2 protein-coding genes are annotated in these 22462 nt (G+C 70.6%); both read right to left on the bottom strand.

Features of this window, described 5'->3' with window-relative positions; translation table 11 throughout:
• Positions 1 to 3668: type I polyketide synthase (locus tag ACH4S7_RS36405; protein WP_398525722.1), on the bottom strand; the 3668-nt coding region annotated here is incomplete at its 3' end.
• Positions 3669 to 3682: 14 nt separating this feature from the next.
• Positions 3683 to 22360 carry a type I polyketide synthase gene (locus tag ACH4S7_RS36400; protein WP_398525723.1) on the bottom strand — a complete coding sequence of 6226 codons (18678 nt, stop codon included), beginning with the start codon at positions 22358 to 22360 and terminating at the stop codon, positions 3683 to 3685.
• Between the last annotated feature and the right edge of the window lie 102 nt (positions 22361 to 22462).

Here is a 22462-nt window from a genome sequence, read left to right as displayed (position 1 = left end):
CCACCCGCCACCACCCACCGAGCCACCCGACCACCCAACACACCCGTACCACCCGTAATCAACACCGTCCCCGACGGCGACCACACCCCACCCGAAGCACCACCCGACACCCGACCAGATACCAAACGTCGGCCGAGCACGGCCTCGGGACGTACCGCCAACTGATCCTCATCGGTGGAACCGGCGAGCACATCGACCAGACGCGCGGCGGTTCCGCTGGACGGCTCGGTCGGGACGTCGATCAGGCCACCCCAGCGATCGGGCTCCTCTAGGGCGACCACCCGGCCCAGGCCCCAGACACCCGCCCGCAACGGATGCGACACCGAAACACCCGGTCCAGCGCTGACCGCGCCCGAGGTGACCGCCCACAACCGGCCCTCAAGACCCGCATCACCCAACGCCTGGACCAGCACCGTCGTCGCCGCCAACCCCCACGGCACACCGGCGTGATCACTCTCGACCTGCCCCAGGAACGACACCACCCGACCGCAGTCGGCGAACTCCACCAATCGAGCCGCCAGAGCCGTGCGGTCGAGATCGTCCGCCGCCAGCCGGAGCCGGTGCACCCGCGCACCACGACCCGCCAACTCCCCAGCGAACACCTCCACCCACGGATCATCGAACCCGTCCGACTCAACAACCAACCAACCGCCGGAAGCATCGGCCGCTTCAGCGATGGCGACCGCGCGCCAGGCCACCTCGTACCGCAGGCCGTCAACAGCGGCACGCTCTCGCCGCTGCTTCTGCCATGCCGAAAGGGCCGGCAGCGTCTCACGGAGGGGTGACTCAAGCCCCACTCCCAGTTCGGCGGCGAACAACTCAGCGTCGCCCCGCTCCAGTGCGGCCCACAGCTCGGCGCCGACCGGGTCGTCGGCCGTTCGCGCGCCTCCGAGCAGCGGTTCCTCAGGGTTCTCCATCCAGTACCGGTCACCCGCGAAGGGGTACGTGGGCAGATCGGTGGGGCTCGCGCCGGTCGGGGCGTAGAACGCGGCCCAGTCCACCGGGCCGCCGTCCACCCAGAGACGGGCCAGCGCCGTCACCGTGGAATCGGGTTCCATCCGGTCCCTGCGGAGCAGGGGGACGGCGAGCGCTCCGTCCTCGCAGGTCTCGCCGATGGCTCCGATCAGGGTCGCGTCGGGCCCCAGCTCGATGAAGCGCGTGGCGCCAAGGGATCGCAGCCGGGCGACGGCGTCGGCGAATCGGACGGTGCCTCTGACCTGGTCCGTCCAGTAGTCGGCGGTGAAGTCGGTGACCGGTTCGCCGGTGAGGGTGGAGACGATCGGGATACGGGGGTGCTGGTGCTCGATCCCGGCCGCTTCGGCGCGGAAGGCGTCCAGCATCGGGTCCATGAGGTGGGAGTGGAAGGCGTGGCTGACGTCGAGCCAACGGCCCTTACGGTCCGGGAGTGCGTCGGCGACCTGCTCCACGGCCGCACGGGAGCCGGAGAGGACCACCTGTCCGGGCGCGTTGATAGCGGCGATCGATACACCGTCGATCAGGTGGGGGGTGACCTCATCCGCGGAAGCCCGTACCGCCCACATCGCACCACCAGCAGGAAGGGCATCCATCAACCGCGCACGCGCCGCCACCAGAGCACAGGCATCGTCCAGGGACAGCACACCCGAGACATGCGCGGCGGCCAGCTCACCGACCGAATGACCCACCAAGTAGTCAGGCGTCAGGCCCCAGGACTCCACCAACCGGAACAACGCCACCTCGATGGCGAACAGCGCGGGCTGAGCCCACCCCGTACCACCCAGCAACCCGTCCGGATCCTCGAACATCACCTCACGCAACGGACGATCCAAGACGGTGTCAAACCGCGCACAGACGTCGTTCAACGCCGCATCGAACACCGGGAAGACCTCGGCCAGCTCACGACCCATACCGACCCGCTGACCACCCTGACCCGAGAACACGAAAGCGAGTCGGTCCCGGGAACGGGCGCCGCCGCTCCGGCCGGCCACACCACGGACGACAACCGGCGACATTCCACCGGACGCGATCTGGCTGAGGGCCCCGATACCCGACTCCAGCCGGTCAGCCAGAACCACGGCCCGGTGCTCGAACACGGCCCGGCCCGTGGCGGTCGCATAGCCCACATCGACCGGTTCGACCTCCGGCCGAGCGGTCAACGACGCCCGCAGCCGGGACGCGAGCTTTGGCATCGTGTCGTCCTGCCGGGTGGACAGCAGCCATGGCACGATCGGCAGCCGTACCCGGCCCATGGCGTCGGCGGGGTCCGTCCGCTCCGTCTCACCGCTCTCGGTGTCGCCGGGCGCGGATGCCTGCTCCAGGATCACGTGGGCGTTGGTGCCGCTGATGCCGAACGAGGACACGCCCGCCCGGCGCGGCCGGTCGGTCTCCGGCCACGCACGGGCGTCGGCCAGCAGCTCCACCGCACCGGACTCCCAGTCCACATGCGACGACGGCGTGCCCACGTACAGCGATTTCGGCAGCACACCGCGCTGGAGCGCCAGCACCATCTTCATCACACCGGCCACACCGGCGGCGGCCTGGGTGTGGCCGATATTGGACTTGATCGAGCCCAGCCACAGCGGATCGGTCCGGTCCTGGCCATAGGTCGCCAGCAGGGCCTGCGCCTCGATCGGGTCACCGAGGGTCGTCCCCGTACCGTGCGCCTCCACCGCGTCCACCTCGGACGGGGAGAGACCAGCGTTCGCCAGCGCGTCACGGATCACCCGCTGCTGGGACGGGCCGTTCGGGACGGTGAGCCCGTTGGAGGCGCCGTCCTGGTTGATGGCCGAGCCGCGAACGACCGCGAGGACCCGGTGCCCGTTCCGTACGGCGTCGGAGAGCTTTCCGAGCACCAGCAGGCCCACGCCTTCGGACCAGCCGGTGCCGTCGGCGTCGTCGGAGAACGCCTTGCACCGGCCGTCGGCCGCCAGGCCCTGCTGGCGACTGAACTCAAGGAACATGCCGGGTGTGGACATCACCGTCACACCGCCGACGAGCGCCAGCGAGCACTCCCCCGACCGCAGTGACTGCGCCGCCAGGTGCAGGGCGACCAACGATGACGAGCAGGCCGTGTCCACCGTGACCGCAGGACCCTTGAGGCCGAGCGTATAGGCGACCCGGCCGGAGGCGACGGCCATGGAGTTGCCGGTGAGCATATAGCCCTCGACACCCTCGGGAAGGGCGGTGAGATGTGCCCCGTATCCGGTCGAGGCCGCGCCGACGAACACACCCGTACTGCTGCTCTTCAGCGAGTTCGGATCGATCCCGGCGTGTTCGAATGCCTCCCACGCGGCCTGGAGCAGCAGTCGCTGCTGCGGGTCCATCGCCAGTGCCTCGCGCGGGCTCATCCCGAAGAACGCCGGATCGAACTCGGTCGCGTCGTAGACGAAGCCGCCGACGCGGGTGTAGGTCGTACCGGCTTCGGACGCGTCGGCGCTGTAGAGCCGTTCCAGGTCCCAGCCCCGGTCGACGGGGAATCCGGACATGCCGTCGCCGGCACCGTCGAGCAGTCGCCACAGATCGTCCGGTGAGCGCACATCGCCGGGGAATCGGCAGCTCATGCCGATGATCGCGATCGGTTCGGAGGCGTCGGCCTCGATCTCGCGGAGCCGCCGGTGGGCGCTCCTTAGATCACCGGTGACTTTCTTGAGGTAGTCGAGCAGCTTCTGCTCGCTGTCAGCGCTGCGCACAACCGGCTTCTCGCTCAAGACGTCCCACCAAATTCGCCGTCGATCAATTCGAATAGCTCTTCGGCCGTGGCCGATTCGAGGGCGTCGTCCGCGCTCTCGTCGGCCGTGTCCGTCACACCGGTCGCTCCGGCCCACTTCGCCGCGAGCGCCTGAAGTCGTCGGCCCACGACCACGCCGGCTGACGGTTCGGCCGCCGCGCCGTTCGCCGAACCGTTCGCCGCGGCGCCGTTCGCCGTGGCGCCGTTCGCCGCGGCACCGTTCGCCGTGGCGCCGTTAGTTGTGGCGGCGTTCGCCGTGGCGGTCGCCAGGAGTCGTTCCAGTGTCTGTTCCAGTCGTTCGATCTCATCGAGGGCCGCTGCTCCGGCCGATCCCCGGCCCGGCTGGTGGCCGTCGACCGCGCCGCCCTCGTCGTCGGGGGCGATCTCGGCGAGCAGGTGCTCCGCCAGGGCGGCCGGTGTCGGGTAGTCGAACACCAAGGTCGCGGGCAACCGCGTCCCGGTGATCGTGTTCAGCCGATTGCGGAGTTCGATGGCGGTGAGCGAGTCGAAGCCGATCGCGTTGAACGCCTGCTCCGGTTCGATCTCCTCCGTCGTGCCGTGGCCGAGTACCGCGGTGGCCTGTCCGCAGACCAGTTCCAGCAGATGGTCCGCGCGGTCGGCGGGCGACAGTCCACGCAACTGCCGCGCCAGCCCGCCCGGCTCGGCACCGGGGGCCACGGCCGAGGCCGTCCGCCGTGGCGCCGGGCCCGCGAGGGCACGGAACAAGGGTGGCACCGGCCCGTCGCCGAACATCCCGGGTGTGACCTCCAGCCGCATCGGGAGCAGCGCGGCGCGGTCAACGCTGAGGGCGAAGTCGAACAGGCTCAGCCCCAGCTCCGGGCTGAGTGGCCGCAGCCCCGCCTGTTCCATCCGGGCGAAGTCGGTCTCGGTGAGATGGCCGGTCATGCCCCGGTCGGCGACCCACGGTCCCCAGGCCAGGGATACGGCGGGCACTCCCCGGCGCCGGGCCCAGCGGGCGAACTCGTCGACGAACGCATTGGCCGCGGCGTAGTTCGCCTGTCCGGCGCCGCCGAGGGTGCCGGCCGCGCCCGAGAAGAGCACGAAGGCCGCGAGATCGTGCCCGGCCGTCAGCTCGTAGAGATTGAGGGCCGCATCCATCTTCGGCCGGAGGGTGGTGTCCAGCCGTCCGGGGTCGAGGGAGGGGATGATCCCGTCGTCCACCACGCCCGCGACATGGACGACGGCCGTCAGCGGGTGGCCGTCCGGAATCGTGCGTACGGTGCGCTCCAGCGCGGCGCGGTCGGCCGCGTCGCACGCCTCGATCCGTACGGTCGCGCCGAGTCCGGTCAGCTCGGCGAGGAGTTCGGCGGCGCCGTCGGCAGCCGTCCCCCGCCGGCTGGTGAGGAGGAGATTGCGGGCGCCGTGGTGTTCGACCAGGTGCCGGGCGACGTGTCCGCCGAGTCCGCCGGTGCCACCGGTGATCAGTACCGTTCCGGCCGGGTCGAGCGCGGCGGGCACGGTGAGCACCACCTTGCCGATGTGCCGTGCCTGGCTGACCTGTCGGAACGCCTCGGGTGCCCGCCGTACGTCCCAGGTGGCCACCGGGAGCGGACGCAGCGCCCCGGCCCGGGCGAGCCGGAGCAGTTCGGTGAGCATCTCGCCGATGCGTTCCGGTCCCGCCTCGATGAGGTCGAATGCCTGGTAGGCGATGCCGGGGTGGTTGGCGCCGATGCCTTCGGGGGTACGGACGTCGGTCTTGCCCATCTCCACGAACCGGCCACCGGCGTCGAGGAGGCGGAGCGAGGCGTCGACGTACTCGCGGGCCAGGGAGTTCAGTACGACATCGACGCGGCCCTGCCGGGACACCGTCCGGAACTGCTCCTCGAAGTCGAGGTCGCGTGAGGAGGCGAGGTGGTCGTCGGTGATGCCGAGGGCTCGCAGGCTGTCGTGTTTGCCCTCGCTGGCGGTGCCGAAGACCTCGGCGCCGAGATGGTCGGCGAGTTGGACGGCGGCCATGCCGACACCGCCTGCGGCGGCGTGGATGAGGACGGATTCACCGGGGCGCAGGTCTGCGAGGTCCACGAGTGCGTAGTAGGCCGTGAGGAAGACGATGGGGAAGGACGCTGCCTGTTCGAAGCTCCAGTCGGGCGGGATGGGGGCGATCATTCGCTGGTCGGCGATGCTGACCGGGCCGAATGCCTTGCCGAACATGCCGAGGATGCGGTCCCCGACGGCGAATCCGGTGACGTCCGGGCCGAGTTCGGTGATGACACCGGCGCCTTCGACGCCCATGGCGCCGGGATCCCCGGGGTACATGTCGAGGGCGTTGAGCACATCGCGGAAGTTGAGGCCAGCGGCGCGTACGGCCACCCGGACCTGGCCGGGCTCCAGTGGTTCCAGCAGTTCCGGCGACGGTGTCAGGGTCAGGTTCGCCAGGGAGCCCCGGCCGGTGGTGTCGAGCCGCCAGGCGGTGGTCTCCGCCGGGGGGACGAGTGAGCCATCGTCGGCGAGACGGACGAGGCGGGCGGCCCGTACGGCTCCGTCGCGTACGACGACCTGTGGTTCGTCCGACGCGAGGATGTGGGGCAGGGCGGCGGCGGATGCCTCGGCGCTGTCGATGTCCACGAGTAGGAAGCGTCCTGGTTCCTCCGTCTGGGCGGAGCGCAGGAACCCCCAGACGGTGGCGGCTGCCGGGTCCGCCAGGCGGTCTCGGGGGCCGTCGGGTGCGGTCGGGCCGTCCGGTGTGACGGCGCCCCGGGTGACGACGACGAGTCGTGAGGACGCGTACCTGCTGTCCGCGAGCCAGCGCTGTACGAGTGACAGGAGGTCGGTCGTGAGCTTCCGCGCGTCCCGTGCGATTCCGGTGGTGTCGTCGTCCGCGCCGCCGATGTACGAGGTCAGGACCGTGTCCGGGGTGGGTCCGTCGCCCGGCTGGTCAAGACTGTCGATACGGCGAACCGCCAGCGCTTCCGCCAGGTTCAGTTCGTCGGCGCCGAGCACGGCCCAGGTCCCGGTGTTGGCGGAGGGTGTCGCGGTGAGCGGAGTCTCCGCCCACTCCGTGTGGAACAACTGCTCCGGGTAGGCGGTTCCGGTGGCGCGCAGTTGGGTCGGGGAGATCTGGCGCATGGCCAGCGAGTCGACGGCGGCGACGGGCCGGCCGGTGCCGTCCGCGATGGACAGGGTCAGTGCGTCGGAGCCGGACTGGGCGAGCCGGACGCGTAGTCCGGACGCGCCCGATGCGAAGAGGGTGACGCCGGACCAGGAGAACGGGAGCCGACTCTGGCCGCTGCCGTCGAGCGCCACGAAGGTCAGTGCCTGGAGTGCGGCGTCGAGCAGGGGCGGGTGGAGCCCGTAGGCGGCGGCGTCGGCGGCGTGCTCGTCGGGCAGGGCGACGTCGGCGTAGACCTCGTCACCGACGCGCCATGCCTGGCGCAGGCCCTGGAAGGTCGGGCCGTAGACGAATCCGCCCTGGCGGTACATCTCGTAGAAACCGGAGACGTCGATGGGTTCGGCGCCGGGCGGCGGCCAGGCGGCGAAGTCGAACGATCCGGTGCGGCCGGCGCTGCCCAGGGATCCGGTGGCGTGCAGCGTCCACGCGGTGTCGGGTGGCGCGCTGTCGGGGCGGGAGTGCAGTTGGATCGGTCGCAGTCCGGACGCGTCGGGCCCGCCGACCATGAGCTGAAGGTGGACGGCGCCGTCGGTGGGCAGGACGAGCGGGGCGGCCAGGGTCAGTTCCTCGACCTGGTCGCAGCCGACCTCGTCGGCCGCGCGCAGCGCGAGTTCCAGGAAGGCGGTGCCGGGGAAGAGGATGGTGCCCATCACTTCGTGGTCGGCGAGCCAGGGGTGGTCGTGCACGCTGAGTCGGTTGGTGAAGAGCTGTCCGCTGTCGCCGGCGAGCGCGACCGCCGCGCCGAGCAGTGGGTGGCCGGCGTCGGCGAGACCGACCGCGGTGACGTCTCCCGGCCGGAGAGCCATCGGCTCGGGCCAGTAGGACCGACGCTGGAAGGCGTAAGTGGGGAGGTCGACCACCCGTGCGCCGGTCGGTGCGTAGTAGGCCGTCCAGTCGACGGGGGCACCGGCTGTCCACAGATGGGCCAGTGCGGTGAGTACGGAGCTAGGTTCGGGGCGGTCCCGGCGCAGGAGTGAGACCGTACGGGGCTCGTCCTCGCGGGTTTCGGCGATGGCACCGATGAGAGTGGCGTCGGGGCCCAGTTCAAGGAAGCGGGTGACGCCGAGGGTGGTGAGGGCCTCGATGGCGTCGGCGAATCGGACGGTGCCTCGGAGCTGGTCGACCCAGTAGTCGGCGGTGAAGTCGGTGACCGCCTCGCCGGTGAGGGTGGAGACGATCGGGATACGGGGGTGCTGGTGCTCGATCCCGGCCGCTTCGGCGCGGAACGCGTCCAGCATCGGGTCCATGAGGTGCGAGTGAAAAGCGTGGCTGACATCGAGCCAACGGCCCTTACGGTCCGGGAGTGCGGCCGCGACCTGCTCCACCGCCTCACGGGAGCCGGAAAGGACTGTCTGTCCGGGGGCGTTGATAGCGGCGATCGATACACCGTCGATCAGGTGGGGGGCGACCTCATCCGCGGAAGCCCGTACCGCCCACATCGCACCACCAGCAGGAAGGGCATCCATCAACCGCGCACGGGCCGCCACCAGAGCACAGGCGTCGTCCAGGGACAGGACACCCGACACATGCGCGGCAGCCAGTTCACCGACCGAATGACCCACCAGATAATCCGGGATCAGGCCCCAGGATTCCACCAATCGGAAGAGGGCCACCTCGATGGCGAACAGCGCGGGCTGAGCCCACCCCGTACCGCTAAGAAGTCCCTCAGGGTTCTCGAACATCACCTCACGCAACGGACGATCCAAGACGGTGTCGAACCGCGCGCAGACATCATTCAACGCCGCGTCGAACACCGGGAAGACCTCGGCCAGCTCACGACCCATACCGACCCGCTGACCACCCTGACCCGAGAACACGAAACCAGTCAGACCGTTGACCGCGACACCGGAAACGACCGTTCCGGACAGCTCGCCGGCCGCCAATGCCGCGAGTCCCGTGCGGAATGCGTCCACTTCGGCGCCGAGTACGACCGACCGGTGTTCCAGGGCAGCGCGGGTGGTGACCAGGGAGAGTCCGATGTCCACCGCAGCGGAGCGATCCGCGACCGACAGCAGCCGGTCGGCCTGGGCCGCGACTGCTCCCGCGGACCTGCCCGACACCAGCCAGGGCAGCACCGGCGACTCGCCGCCGGGAGCGCGCTCCGGGGTCGTGGGCTCCTCCGGGACCGTGGGCTCCTCGGGGGCCTCTTCGATGATCACATGGGCGTTGGTGCCACTGATGCCGAAGGACGACACCCCCGCGCGGCGCGGCCGATCGCTCCGGGGCCATGCGCGGGCCTCCGACAGCAGCTCCACCGCACCCGCCGACCAGTCCACATGTGACGACGGGACATCGGCGTGCAGGGTCTTGGGCAGGGTCTCGTGCCGCATCGCGAGGATCATCTTCATCAGGCCCGCGACACCGGCCGCCGCCTGAGTGTGGCCGATATTGGACTTCACCGAACCGAGCCAGAGCGGCTGGTCCTCGGCGCGGCCCTGGCCGTAGGTCGCCAGCAGGGCCTGCGCCTCGATCGGGTCGCCGAGGGTCGTCCCCGTACCGTGCGCCTCCACCGCGTCCACCTCGGACGGGGAGAGACCGGCGTTCGCCAGCGCGTCACGGATCACCCGCTGCTGGGACGGCCCGTTCGGGGCGGTCAGGCCGTTCGACGCGCCGTCCTGATTGGTCGCGCTGCCGGTCACCAGCGCGAGCACCCGGTGGCCGTTGCGGTGGGCGTCCGACAGCCGCTCCAGCACGAGAACACCGACGCCCTCGGCCCAGCCCGTACCGTCCGCGCCGTCCGAGAACGCCTTGCACCGGCCGTCGACCGCGAGCCCGTGCTGACGGCTGAACTGGACGAACGGGGCGGGCGTGGAGATGAGGGTGACACCGCTGGCGACGGCGAGTGAGCACTCGTCGGAGCGCAGCGCCTGCGCCGCCAGGTGGAGGGCGACGAGGGACGAGGAGCACGCCGTGTCCACCGTGATCGCGGGCCCCTCCAGACCGAGGGTGTAGGCGACCCGGCCGGAGAGCACACTGGCGGCGTTGCCGGTCATGAAGTAGCCGTCCGCGCCCTGAGGGCTGCTGATCAGGAGTCCGCCGTAGTCCTGGCCGTTGCTGCCGGCGAAGATGCCGGTCCGACTGCCGGCCAGGGAGAGCGGGTCGATGCCGGAGCGTTCGGCGGCCTCCCAAACGGTCTCCAGGAGCAGTCGCTGCTGCGGGTCCATGGCGAGGGCTTCGCGCGGGTTGATGCCGAAGAGGCCGGAGTCGAACTCACTTACTCCGCCGACGAATCCGCCACGCCGGGTATAGGTCGTGCCCGCCCGGTCCGGATCGGGGTCGTACACCGCTTCGACGTCCCAGTTCCGGTCGGTGGGGAAGTCGGAGATCGCGTCCACGCCGTCGGAGAGCAGCCGCCAGAACTCCTCCGGGGAGTCGACACCGCCGGGCAGTCGGCAGCTCATGCCGATGATCGCGATCGGGTCGTCGGTGGTGTCGGACGAACGCGGTGCCGCCGTCGGCGCGGTGGGCTGCCGGTCGGTGGACTCGCCGGCGAACTGCTGGCGCAGATAGCGCGTCAGCGCGTTGGGCGTCGGATAGTCGAAGACCAGCGTGGTCGGCAGCCGCACTCCGGTGACCAGACCGAGCCGGTTGCGCAGTTCGACCGCGGTGAGCGAGTCGAATCCGATGTTGGAGAACACCTGGGTGGGCTCGACATCGGATGGGGCCGCGAAGCCGAGTACCCCGGCGACATGCTTGCGGACCAGGTCGAGCACCTCGCGTTCGGCTTCGGCCTCGGTGAGTCCGGCCAGCCGTCCGGCGAACCCGTCGGGGCCGGCGAACGCGTTGTCGCCGGCCGCGGCTTCGACGGCCGCGCGGGCCTCCGGCACACCTTCCAGGAGCGGGCTGCGGCGGGACGCGGTGAACGAGGGCACATACCGTTCCCAGTCGACACCCGCGACGGTGAGGGTCGTGTCACCGTCGCCGACGGCCTGCTGAAGCACGGTGACGGCCGACTCGGGTGCCAGTGCGTGGATACCGCCCTTGCGCTGCCGGGCCTCCACCGCGGCGCTGTCCGCCATGCCGGCGTCGGCCCACGGGCCCCAGGCGATCGAGGTCGCGGCGAGACCGGCGGCCCGGCGGCGTTCGGCGACCGCGTCGAGCACCGCGTTCGCGGCAGCGTAGTTCGCCTGTCCCGGACCGCCCCAGATGCCGGCGGTGGAGGCGAACAGGACGAAGGCGTCGAGATCGAGATCCCGGGTCAGCTCGTCCAGGATCAGCGCGGCACCGGCCTTGGGCGCCATGACTCCGGCGACCCGCTCCGGGCTCAGTGCGTCCAGGATGCCGTCGTCCAGCACACCGGCCGCGTGTACGACGGCCGTCAGCGGGTGCTCGGCGGCCAGGCCGCCCAGCAGCCCGGCGATCTGCTCGCGATCGGCCATGTCGCAGGCGGCGATGGTGACCGTCGCACCGCTCTCCTCCAGCTCCCGGCGCAACTCCGCCGCGCCGGGGGCGGTCGCGCCACGGCGGCTGGTGAGCACCACGTGCTCGGCGCCCCCGGCGACGACCCAGCGGGCCATCCTGGCGCCCAGGGCGCCGGTGCCACCCGTGATCAGGACCGTTCCGGAGGGCTGCCAGGCCGCCTCGGCGCCGGGCGGGCGCGGGGCCCGGACCAGGCGCCGTCCGAAGAGACCCGAGTCGCGGAGCGCGATCTGGTCCTCGTCGTTGGCGGCGATGGCGTCGACCACGCGCCGGGCCGCGCGTGCCCCGGCCTCGGCCGGCACGTCGATGAGCCCGCCCCACCGGTCTGGATGCTCCAGCGCGGCGACCCGGCCGAGACCCCACACGGCGGCCCGCCCGGGGTTCGTCACCCCGTCCCAGCGGGCGACGGAGACCGCGCCCGAGGTCAGCGACCAGATGGGGGCGGCCAGTCCGGCGTCCCCTACGGCCTGGAGGAGTACGGGGGTGAGCGCGGTGCCGATGGACAGTCCGGGCAGTCCGGGAGCCTCCCGGTCCGCCCAGGCCAGCAGGGATACGACACCGGCCGGCTCATCGGCACCGGTGAGCAGTTCGGTGAGTGCGCCGCGGTCGAGATGGGCCGCGCCGAGCGTCACCTCGTGCGGGGTGGCACCCCGCGCGGCCAGCTCGGCGGTCACCGCGTCGGCCCAGGGCCGTACGGAGGTGCCTGCGGAGGTGCCTTCAGGATCCTCCTCGGGGGTGACGACCAGCCAGGTGCCCGACAGGGGTGCGGACTCCGTCAGGGTCAGCGGTGTCCAGGAGACGCGGTAGCGCCAGGTGTCGGTGGTGGACTGTTCGCGCTGCTGCCTGCGCCAGTGCGAGAGCGCGGGCAGCAGAGGGTCGAGTACGGCGGTGTCGGTGCCGAGCGTGGCGGCGAGCGCGGTCGAGTCCGAGCGCTCCACCGCCGCCCAGAACTCGTTGTCGGGCAGTCCGCTCTCCGAGACGACGGCCGTCACTGCGCTCGACTTCGGCCAGTAGCGCTGGCGTTGGAAGGCGTACGTGGGGAGGTCGATGGTGCGTGCCGTCGTACCGGGGAAGGCGGCGGTCCAGTCGACGTCCACTCCCCTGACCCAGAGCTCGGCCGCATTCGCGAGGAAGCGGTCCAGTCCACCGTCGTCGCGGCGCAGCGAACCCGTCACCACACCGGGCTCACCATCGGCCTGTTCGAGGGTCTCTTCGACGGCAGCCGTCAGCACGGGATGCGAGGAGGCTTCGACGAAGACTCCGTACCCGTCCCCTGCCAGCCGCGCCACCGCGTCGGCGAAACGGACCGGCTCCCGCAGATTCCGGAACCAGTACTCCGCATCCATCGTCAACGGATCAATGAACTCGGCCGTGACCGTCGAGAACAAGGGGATACGACCCGCCTGCGGAGTCACCCCCGCCAGCTCCGCCACCAACTCATCACGCAGGACATCCATCGCCGCCGAATGAGACGCATAGTCCACCGCGATCCTGCGCGCCCGAATCTCCAACCGTCCGCACTGGGCGACCAGTTCATCGACCGCGGCCACCTCGCCCGAGACCACCACCTGCGAGGGACCGTTCACCGCCGCCACCGACACCCGACCCGCGAACGGCTCCAACAATGCCTCGGCACGCTCCGCCGACACCCGCACCGACGCCATCGTCCCCACACCACTCGCCACGGCGGCGATGGCGCGGCTGCGCAGGCATACGATCCGTGCCGCGTCCTCCAACGAGAGGACACCCGCCACACACGCCGCCGCGATCTCCCCCTGCGAATGACCCACCACCGCCGACGGCACCACCCCGTACGACTCCCACAACGCCGCCAACGACACCATCACCGCGAACGAAACCGGCTGCACCACATCCACCCGATCCAACGACGGCGCACCCTCAACACCCCGCAACACATCCATCAACGACCACCCCACCCACCCCGACAACGCCACCCCACACTCAGCCAAACGCCCCGCAAACACCGACGACACCGCCGCCAACTCCACCGCCATCCCCGCCCACTGCGCACCCTGACCCGGAAACACCAACACCGACCGACCCACCACACCCACCACACCCCGCACCACACCACCCACAGGCTCATCCGCCACCACAGCCCCGAGACCCACCCCATACGACCCCAACACCACCGCACGATGCTCAAACACCACACGGGAGGAGAGCAACGACCAACCCACATCCACAGCCGACGCCTCGGACAGCGAACCCAACGCCGCCGCCTGACCCCTCAGACCCGCCGCACTACGACCCGACACCAACCACGGCACCACACCAACCGGATCCACCACATCCCGCGCCTCAGGTTCCGCGCTAGCGGGGGCCTGCTCCAGGATGACGTGTGCGTTGGTCCCGCTCATCCCGAACGCGGACACCCCCGCTCGGCGCGGCCGGTCACCCTCCGGCCACTCCCGTGCCTCCGACAGCAACTCGACCGCGCCCTCGGACCAGTCCACATGCGATGACGGCGTCCCGACATGCAGCGATTTGGGCATGAGCCCGTGCCGCATCGCCTGCACCATCTTGATCAGGCCCGCGACACCGGCCGCCGCTTGGGCGTGGCCGATGTTGGACTTGATCGAACCGAGCCAGAGCGGATCGTCGTCGGGACGGTCCTGGCCGTAGGTGGCGATCAAAGCCTGTGCCTCGATCGGGTCGCCCAGTGACGTACCCGTGCCGTGCGCTTCCACCACATCGACTTCGGTCGCCGAGAGGCCCGCGTTGGCCAGGGCCTGCCGGATCACCCGCTGCTGGGAAGGGCCGTTGGGGGCCGTCAGACCGTTCGACGCGCCGTCCTGGTTCACCGCGGAGCCCCGTACCACCGCCAGCACCCGATGACCGTTCCGCCGCGCGTCCGACAACCGCTCCAACAGCAGCATCCCGGCGCCCTCGGCCCAGCTCGCACCGTCCGCGTCCGATGAGAACGGCTTGGACCGGCCGTCCGCGGCGAGAGCCCGCTGCCGGCTGAACTCGACCAGTGAGATGGGGGTGGACATGACGGTCACTCCACCGGCGAGCGCCATGGTGCAGTCGCCCTCCCTGAGCGCCTGGCACGCGGAGTGCAGGGCGACCAGCGACGACGAGCAGGCGGTGTCGATCGTGAGCGCGGGGCCTTCCAGACCGAAGGAGTACGCGACCCGGCCGGAGAGCACACTCGGGGAGTTCCCGGTGCCGAGGAATCCCTCGAAGTCCTCCTTCGCCGTCGCGAGGAGGCCGCCGTAGTCCTGATAGGTCACACCGGCGAAGACTCCGGTGCTGCTGCCGCGCATCGCGCTCGCGTCGAGCCCGGCGTGTTCCATCGCCTCCCAGGAGATCTCCAGGAGCAGCCGCTGCTGGGGGTCCATCGCCACGGCCTCGCGCGGCGAGATGCCGAAGAACGTCGCGTCGAACTGGCTCGCGTCGTGCAGGAACCCACCCTCGTGGACGTAGCAGGTGCCCGGATTGTCAGGGTCGGGGTCGTAGAGCGCTTCCAGGTCCCAGCCACGGTCGGTCGGGAAGCCGGAGACCGCGTCGGTGCCGTCGGCGACGAGTCGCCACAGCTCATCCGCCGTCTGTACGCCACCGGGGTAGCGGCAGCTCATTCCGATGATCGCGATGGGTTCATCGAGGGCGATCACGCTCTTGCCGGTCGGGGCCGTGGGTGCCGCCGCCTCGCCCAGCAGTTCCGCCCGCAGGTGGGTGACGAGCGCGCGCGGTGTCGGGTAGTCGAAGACGAGCGTCGCGGCCAGCCGCAGGCCGGTCTCCTCGCGGAGCGCCTCGCGCAGTTCGACGGCGGTGAGGGAGGTGAAACCGAGGTCACGGAAGGCGAGGTCCTCGTTCATCGCCTGCGCCTTGGGCTCCTTGAGGACCATCGCGGCACGGCGGCGGACGATCTCCATCAGGGCGCCGCGCTGTTCGTCCTCGGGGAGCACGAGAAGTCGGTCGCGTAGCGCGTTTCCGCCTCCGGACACGGCGGCGGCGGCCTTGCGCCGCCGCCGCCCGGTGGCGCGAGGCTGGCGAGTGGCGCCCCGTGTCGTGTCCTCCGGAGCGGCATCAGGTGCGTCGTCGGACGGTTCCACGGGCAGTCCCGCGGGTGCTGCGACAGGTGTCGGGACAGGTGTCGGGCCACCCGCTGTAAGAGATGCTTCAGCCGTTTCTTGCACGGGCTCCGCTGCGAGCTGTTCTGAAGACTCTGCTGCCGGCTCTTCGACAGCCGTGAGCCGGTCGCCGGTGAAGGGGCGGAGTGTGAGCGCGTCGGAGGTGAAGACCAGTTCGCCGGCGGTGTCGGCGACGGTGATCGCGTAGTTGCCCTCTCCGCTCCCCGCGGTGAGCGCGACGCGCAGCATCGACGCCCCGGTCGCGTGCAGGGTCACCCCGTTCCAGGAGAACGGCAGCATCCGAGCCCCAGCCGTTCGCTCGTCGTACGACAGGGCCTGGAGCGCGCCGTCGAGAACGGCCGGGTGCAGACCGTAGCGGTCCGCCTCGGCTCGGTGCTCGTCGCCAAGGGTGACCTCGGCGAAGAGTTCGCCGTCGCGCCGCCATACGGCGGTCAGCCCCTGGAAGACTTCGCCATAGCCGAAGCCGTTCTCGGCGCGCGTCCGATAGTGGCCGTCGATGTCGACCGGGGTGACACCGGACGGCGGCCAGACGGTGAGGTCGGTCCCTGGCCGGTCGGTGGAGAGGCCAAGTACACCGCTCGCGTGCCGGGTCCATGGCGCCCGGCCCTCGATCCGGGAGCTGATGGTGAAGGAGCGACTGCCGGCGAGGTCGGCCGGATCGACCACGATCTGTAGCTGGATCGCCTGCTCAGCAGGCAGGATGAGTGGCGCTTCAAGGATGATTTCCTCGACCAGATCGCAGGAGAGCTGGTCGCCGGCGCGGATCGCCAGTTCCAGGTAGCCGGTTCCGGGGAACACCGTGTCGCCGGCCACCTGGTGTCCGTCGAGCCAGGGGTGGGTCCGAGTGGAGATCCGGCCGGTGAACACATGACCGCCGCCGTCGGACAGTTCCACGACGGCACCCAGCAGCGGGTGGTCCAGCGGTTCGGCGCCGATCGCCCCGACATGCAGCGGTCCGGTCGAACTCTCCAGCCAGTAGCGCTGGTGGTCGAAGGCGTACGTGGGGAGGTCGACCACCCGCGCGCCACTGGGGGCGTGGAACGCCGTCCAGTCGACGGGGACACCGGTGGTCCAGAGGCGGGCCAGGGCGGTGACCGCGGTGGTCGGTTCGGGGCGGTCCCGGCGGAGCAGGGAGACCGCTGTGCTGTCACCGGCTTCCGCGATCGCGCCGATGAGGCTCGCGTCGGGGCCGAGTTCGACGAACCGGGTGACACCGAGCGAGGTAAGGCTCTCGATGGCGTCGGCGAACCGGACGGTGCCCCGGACCTGGTCCACCCAGTAGTCGGCGGTGAAGTCGGTGACCGCCTCGCCGGTGAGGGTGGAGACGATCGGGATACGGGGCTGTTGCTGGTGGCGAACCCCGGCTGCCTTCGCGCGGAAGGCATCGAGCATCGGGTCCATCAGGACCGAGTGGAAGGCGTGGCTGACGTCGAGCCAGCGGCTGTCCCGTCCGGGGAGTGCGGCGGCGACCTGCTCCACGGCCTCACGGGAGCCGGAAAGAACCACCTGTCCGGGCGCGTTGACGACCGCGAGAGACACGCCGTCGATCAGGTGGGGGGTGACCTCATCCGCGGAAGCCCGTACCGCCCACATCGCACCACCAGCAGGAAGGGCATCCATCAACCGCGCACGCGCCGCCACCAGAGCACAGGCGTCGTCCAGGGACAGCACACCCGACACATGCGCGGCAGCCAGCTCACCGACCGAATGACCCACCAGATAGTCAGGCGTCAGACCCCAGGACTCCACCAACCGGAACAACGCCACCTCGACGGCGAACAGAGCAGGCTGAGCCCACCCCGTACCACCCAGCAAGCCATCCGGATCCTCGAACATCACCTCACGCAACGAACGATCCAGCAGCGGATCGAAGTGCGCACAGACGTCGTTCAACGCCGCATCGAACACCGGGAAAGCAGCGGCCAGCTCACAGCCCATACCGACCCGCTGACCACCCTGACCCGAGAACACGAAACCAGTCAGACCGGCCGCCGCCACACCCTCGACCACGCCCACGGACGACTCACCGGCCGCCAGCGCCGTCAACCCGGACCGTAGCTCCGCCAGGTCCGCACCGAGGGTGACCGACCGGTACTCCAGGGCCGTACGGGTCGTCGCCAGCGACAGCCCGACATCGGCCGGCTCCGCGTCCGCGAGCGACAGCAGACGGTCGGCCTGGGCAGCGACCGCGCCGGCCGTCCGGCCCGAAAGCAGCCAGGGCACCACCGGCGGTCGGGTACCGGGAGCGCGGTCCGCGACCGGCTCGGCAGGTACGCCTTCCAGGATGACGTGGGCGTTGGTGCCGCTCACTCCGAAGGCCGACACACCGGCCCGGCGCGGCCGGTCGCCCTCCGGCCACTCCCGCGACTCCGCCAGCAGCTCCACCGCACCCGCTGACCAGTCCACATGCGACGACGCTTCGCCGACGTGCAGTGAGGCGGGCAACACCCCGTGCCGCATCGCCAGGACCATCTTGATGAGGCCGGCGACTCCGGCCGCCGCCTGGGTGTGGCCAATATTCGATTTGATCGAGCCCAGCCACAGCGGATCGGTCCGGTCCTGGCCATAGGTGGCGAGGACCGCCTGTGCCTCGATCGGGTCACCGAGGGTCGTCCCCGTACCGTGTGCCTCCACCGCGTCCACCTCGGACGGCGGGACCCCGGCGTCGGCCAGGGCCTGCCGGATCACCCGCTGCTGCGAAGGACCGTTGGGCGCGGTCAGACCGTTCGACGCACCGTCCTGGTTCACCGCCGAGCCGCGGACCACCGCGAGCACCGAATGACCGTTCCGCCGCGCGTCCGACAGCCGCTCCACCACGAGCAGCCCGACGCCCTCACTCCACCCCGTACCGTCCGCGTCGTCCGAGAACGCCTTGCACCGGCCGTCCTCGGCGAGCCCGCCCTGTCGGGCGAACTCGATGAACGCGTCCGGGCTGGCGATGACGGTGACACCACCGGCCAGCGCGAGCGTGCACTCCCCCGACCGCAACGACTGCACCGCGAGGTGCAGGGCCACGAGGGACGATGAGCACGCCGTGTCCACGGTGACCGCGGGGCCCTCCAGTCCCAGCGCGTACGACACCCGGCCGGAGAGGACGCTGCCGGAGTTGCCGGTGATCAGATGCCCGCTGACCTCGTCGGGGACATCATGCACATTGCTCAGATAGCCGGAGCTTCCCGCGCCGACGAAGACGCCGACTTGTTCACCCCGCATCGACAGCGGGGCGATACCGGCCCGCTCCAGCGACTCCCAGGCCACCTCCAGCAGCAGGCGCTGTTGGGGGTCCATCGCCAGTGCCTCACGCGGCGAGATCCCGAAGAGCGCCGGGTCGAAATCGCCGGCGTCGGTGAGGAAGCCGCCCACCCGGGCGTACTTCGCGATCTCCGCGCCCAGTTCGGAGCTGTCGAGGCCGTCCAGGTCCCAGCCCCGGTCCGTGGGGAACGGCGTCATGGCGTCGGACTGCTCGGTGAGCAGCCGCCACAGCCCGTCCGGGTCGGTGGCGCCTCCGGGGAAGCGGCACCCCATCGCCACGATGGCGATCGGTTCATCGGCGGCGGCCCGGACGGTCTCCGACGGCTTCGGGAGCCGTTCGGTACCCATCAGCCGGTCGATGAGGTGGTCGGTCAGGACCTGCGCGGTCGGGTAGTCGAAGACGAGCGTCGTGGCCAGCGACAGCCCTGTCGTGGTGCTCAGCCGGTCGCGGAACTCAACGGCGGTGAGCGAGTCGAAGCCGAGGTCCCGGAAGGCGCGGTCCGCTTCGATCGCCGCGGTGCCGTCGTGTCCGAGCGCCAGGGCCGCTTCGGCGCGGACGAGCTCCAGCAGTTGACGGCGGCGGTCCTGGTCGGTCAGCTCGCGGAGCCGGGCCCGCAGGTCCGCCCCCGCTCCGTCGTCCGGCTGAGCGGCGAGCCCGTCGCGTACCTCGGCCAGCTCGCCGAAGAGGGCACTGGCCCGCCGTACGGTGAAGGTGGGGAGGAACCGGCTCCACTCGACATCCACGACCGAGACACAGGGCTCACCATCCGTCAGCGTGAGGTCCAGCGCGGTCAGCGCGTCATCAGGGTCGAGGGTTGGCAGACCGCGTCGGCGGAGATCCTCCTCGGCCCCGTCCAGGGCCGCCATGCCACCGCCGCCCCAGGGGCCCCAGGCGATGGAAGTACCCACCCGCCCCTGACCGCGACGGCGGGTCGCGAGGGCGTCCAGGAAGGCGTTGGCCGCCGCGTATCCACTCTGGCCGCCACTCCCCCAGGTGCTCGCGATGGACGAGTAGAGCACGAAGGCATCGAGCTGACGGTCACCGAAGAGGGCGTCCAGGTTCGCCGCACCGGCCACCTTCGCCAGGGCTGTCCCGGCGAGATCGGCGAGGTCTGACTGGTGCAGGGGGGTGGACTGGGTGAGGCCGGCCGTGTGGAAGACGGAACGGATCTCGTGGCCCGCGGCCTCGATGTGCCGGACCGCGTCGCCGAGGCTGTCGGGGTCGGCGATATCGCAGCCGACAACCGTCACGGCGGCGCCGCCCGCCTCCAACTCCTCACGCAGCTCGGCGGAGCCCGGAGCGTCGGCACCGCGACGGCTGAGGAGCGCCACATGCTCGGCGCCCCGCTCCACCACCCAGCGCGCCACCCGGGCACCCAGAGCACCGGTACCACCGGTGATCAGCACGGTTCCGGAAGCGGTCCAGGGCGTATGGGTAGGTGATTCGGACCGTACGGGTGTCAGGCGCCTGCCGAGGGTGGTGCCGTTGCGGATGGCGAGTTGGTCCTCGTCGGTGGGTCCCTTGGCGAGTACGTCGACCAGGCGGGGGGCGGCGCTGCCTTCGGGGCTGTTCGGGACGTCGATCAGGCCGCCCCAGCGATCGGGCTCCTCTAGGGCGACCACCCGGCCCAGGCCCCAGACACCTGCCTGGACGGGATGGGTCAGTACGTCGTCTGGCCCGGCGCTGACCGCGCCCGAGGTGACCGCCCACAACCGGCCTTCAAGTTCCGCATCACCCAACGCCTGGACCAGGACGGTCGTCGCCGCCAGCCCCCACGGCACACCGGCGTGATCGCTCTCGACCTGGCCCAGGAACGACACCACCCGACCGCAGTCGGCGAACTCCACCAACCGAGCCGCCAGAGCCGCACGGTCCAGATCGTCCGCCGCCAGCCGGAGCCGGTGCACCCGCGCACCACGACCCGCCAACTCCCCCGCGAACACCTCCGCCCACGGATCATCGAGCCCATCCGACTCAACAACCAGCCAACTCCCCGACACCACGGCACCCGCCGTGACACCCACCGGAACCCACGAAATCCCATACCGCAGGCGGTCGATGTCGGTGAGCTGTCGTCGGCGGTTCTGCCAGGTCCGGAGTGCTGGCAGGACTTCGCGGAGATGGGTGTCGGGATCGACACCGAGGGTGGCCGTGAACGTGTCGAAGTCACCGCGTGCGACGACATCCCAGAATGCGGTGTCCACGCCACGGGAATCAGTGGACTCGACCGTTTGACTCCGCGGGTTGGGCCAGTAGCGCTGGTGTTGGAAGGCGTAGGTGGGGAGGTCGATGACTCGTGCGCCGGTCGGCGTGTAGAACGCCGTCCAGTCGATGGAGGCGCCGGTGGTCCAGAGGCGGGCCAGGGCGGTGACCGCGGTGGTCGGTTCGGGGCGGTCACGACGGAGCAGGGAGACCGCTGTGCTGTCGCAGGTGTCCGCGATGGCACCGACGAGCGTCGCGTCGGGGCCCAGCTCGATGAAGCGGGTGACACCGAGGGTGGTGAGGGCCTCGATGGCGTCGGCGAACCGGACCGTGCCCCGGAGCTGGTCGACCCAGTAGTCGGCGGTGAAGTCGGTGACCGGTTCGCCGGTGAGGGTGGAGACGATCGGGATACGGGGGTGGTGCTGCTCGATCCCGGCTGCCTCGGTGTGGAACGCGTCCAGCATCGGGTCCATGAGGTGCGAGTGGAAAGCGTGGCTGACGTCGAGCCAGCGGCTGTCCCGTCCGGGGAGTGCGGCGGCGACCTGCTCCACCGCCGCACGCGAACCGGAGAGAACCGTCTGTCCGGGGGCGTTGATAGCGGCGATCGATACACCGTCGATCAGGTGGGGGGTGACCTCATCCGCGGAAGCCCGTACCGCCCACATCGCACCACCAGCAGGAAGGGCATCCATCAACCGCGCACGCGCCGCCACCAGAGCACAGGCATCGTCCAGGGACAGCACACCCGACACATGCGCGGCAGCCAGCTCACCGACCGAATGACCCACCAGATAGTCAGGCGTCAGGCCCCAGGACTCCACCAACCGGAACAACGCCACCTCGACGGCGAACAGAGCAGGCTGAGCCCACCCCGTACCACCCAGCAACCCGTCCGGATCCTCGAACATCACCTCACGCAACGAACGATCCAGCAGCGGATCGAAGTGCGCGCAGACGTCGTGCAGCGCCGCATCGAACACCGGGAAAGCAGCGGCCAGCTCACGGCCCATACCGACCCGCTGACCACCCTGACCCGAGAACACGAAACCAGTCAGACCGCCATTGACCACACCCTGGACAACGCTCGCCGGCCTCTCACCGGCAGCCAATGCCGCCAAACCTGCTCGTAACTGTTCAAGATCACTACCGACGACGACCGATCGGTGCTCCAGAGCCGTACGGGTCGTCGCCAGCGACAGCCCGACATCGGCCGGCTCCGCGTCCGCGAGCGACAGCAGACGGCCGGCCTGGGCAGCGATCGTGTCGGCCGTCCGGCCCGACACCAACCATGGCAGCAGAGGCCGTTCCGCAGCCGGTGCACGGTCGGCCTCACTGCCCTGCGGTGCCTCTTCCAGGATGATGTGGGCGTTGGTGCCGCTCACACCGAAGGCCGACACACCGGCCCGGCGCGGCCGGTCCCCCTCCGGCCACTCCCGCGACTCCGCCAGCAGCTCCACCGCACCCGCCGACCAGTCCACATGCGATGACGGCGTGCCGAGATGCAGTGTCTTCGGCATGGTGCGGTGTCGCATGGCCAGGATCATCTTGATGAGGCCGGCGACTCCGGCCGCCGCCTGGGTGTGGCCGATGTTGGACTTGATCGAGCCCAGCCACAGCGGGTCGGTCCGGTCCTG

The sequence above is a fragment of the Streptomyces sp. NPDC020965 genome (assembly GCF_044333555.1).
In the GTDB taxonomy this organism is placed as follows: domain Bacteria; phylum Actinomycetota; class Actinomycetes; order Streptomycetales; family Streptomycetaceae; genus Streptomyces.
Note: the sequence above shows the minus strand (reverse complement) of the source record. Positions and strands in the feature narration are given on the sequence as shown.

Coding starts and splice junctions, on each gene's coding strand:
- ACH4S7_RS36400 (WP_398525723.1), bottom strand. CDS start 22,360: ATGCGACACCGCACCATGCCGAAGACACTGCATCTCGGCACGCCGTCA.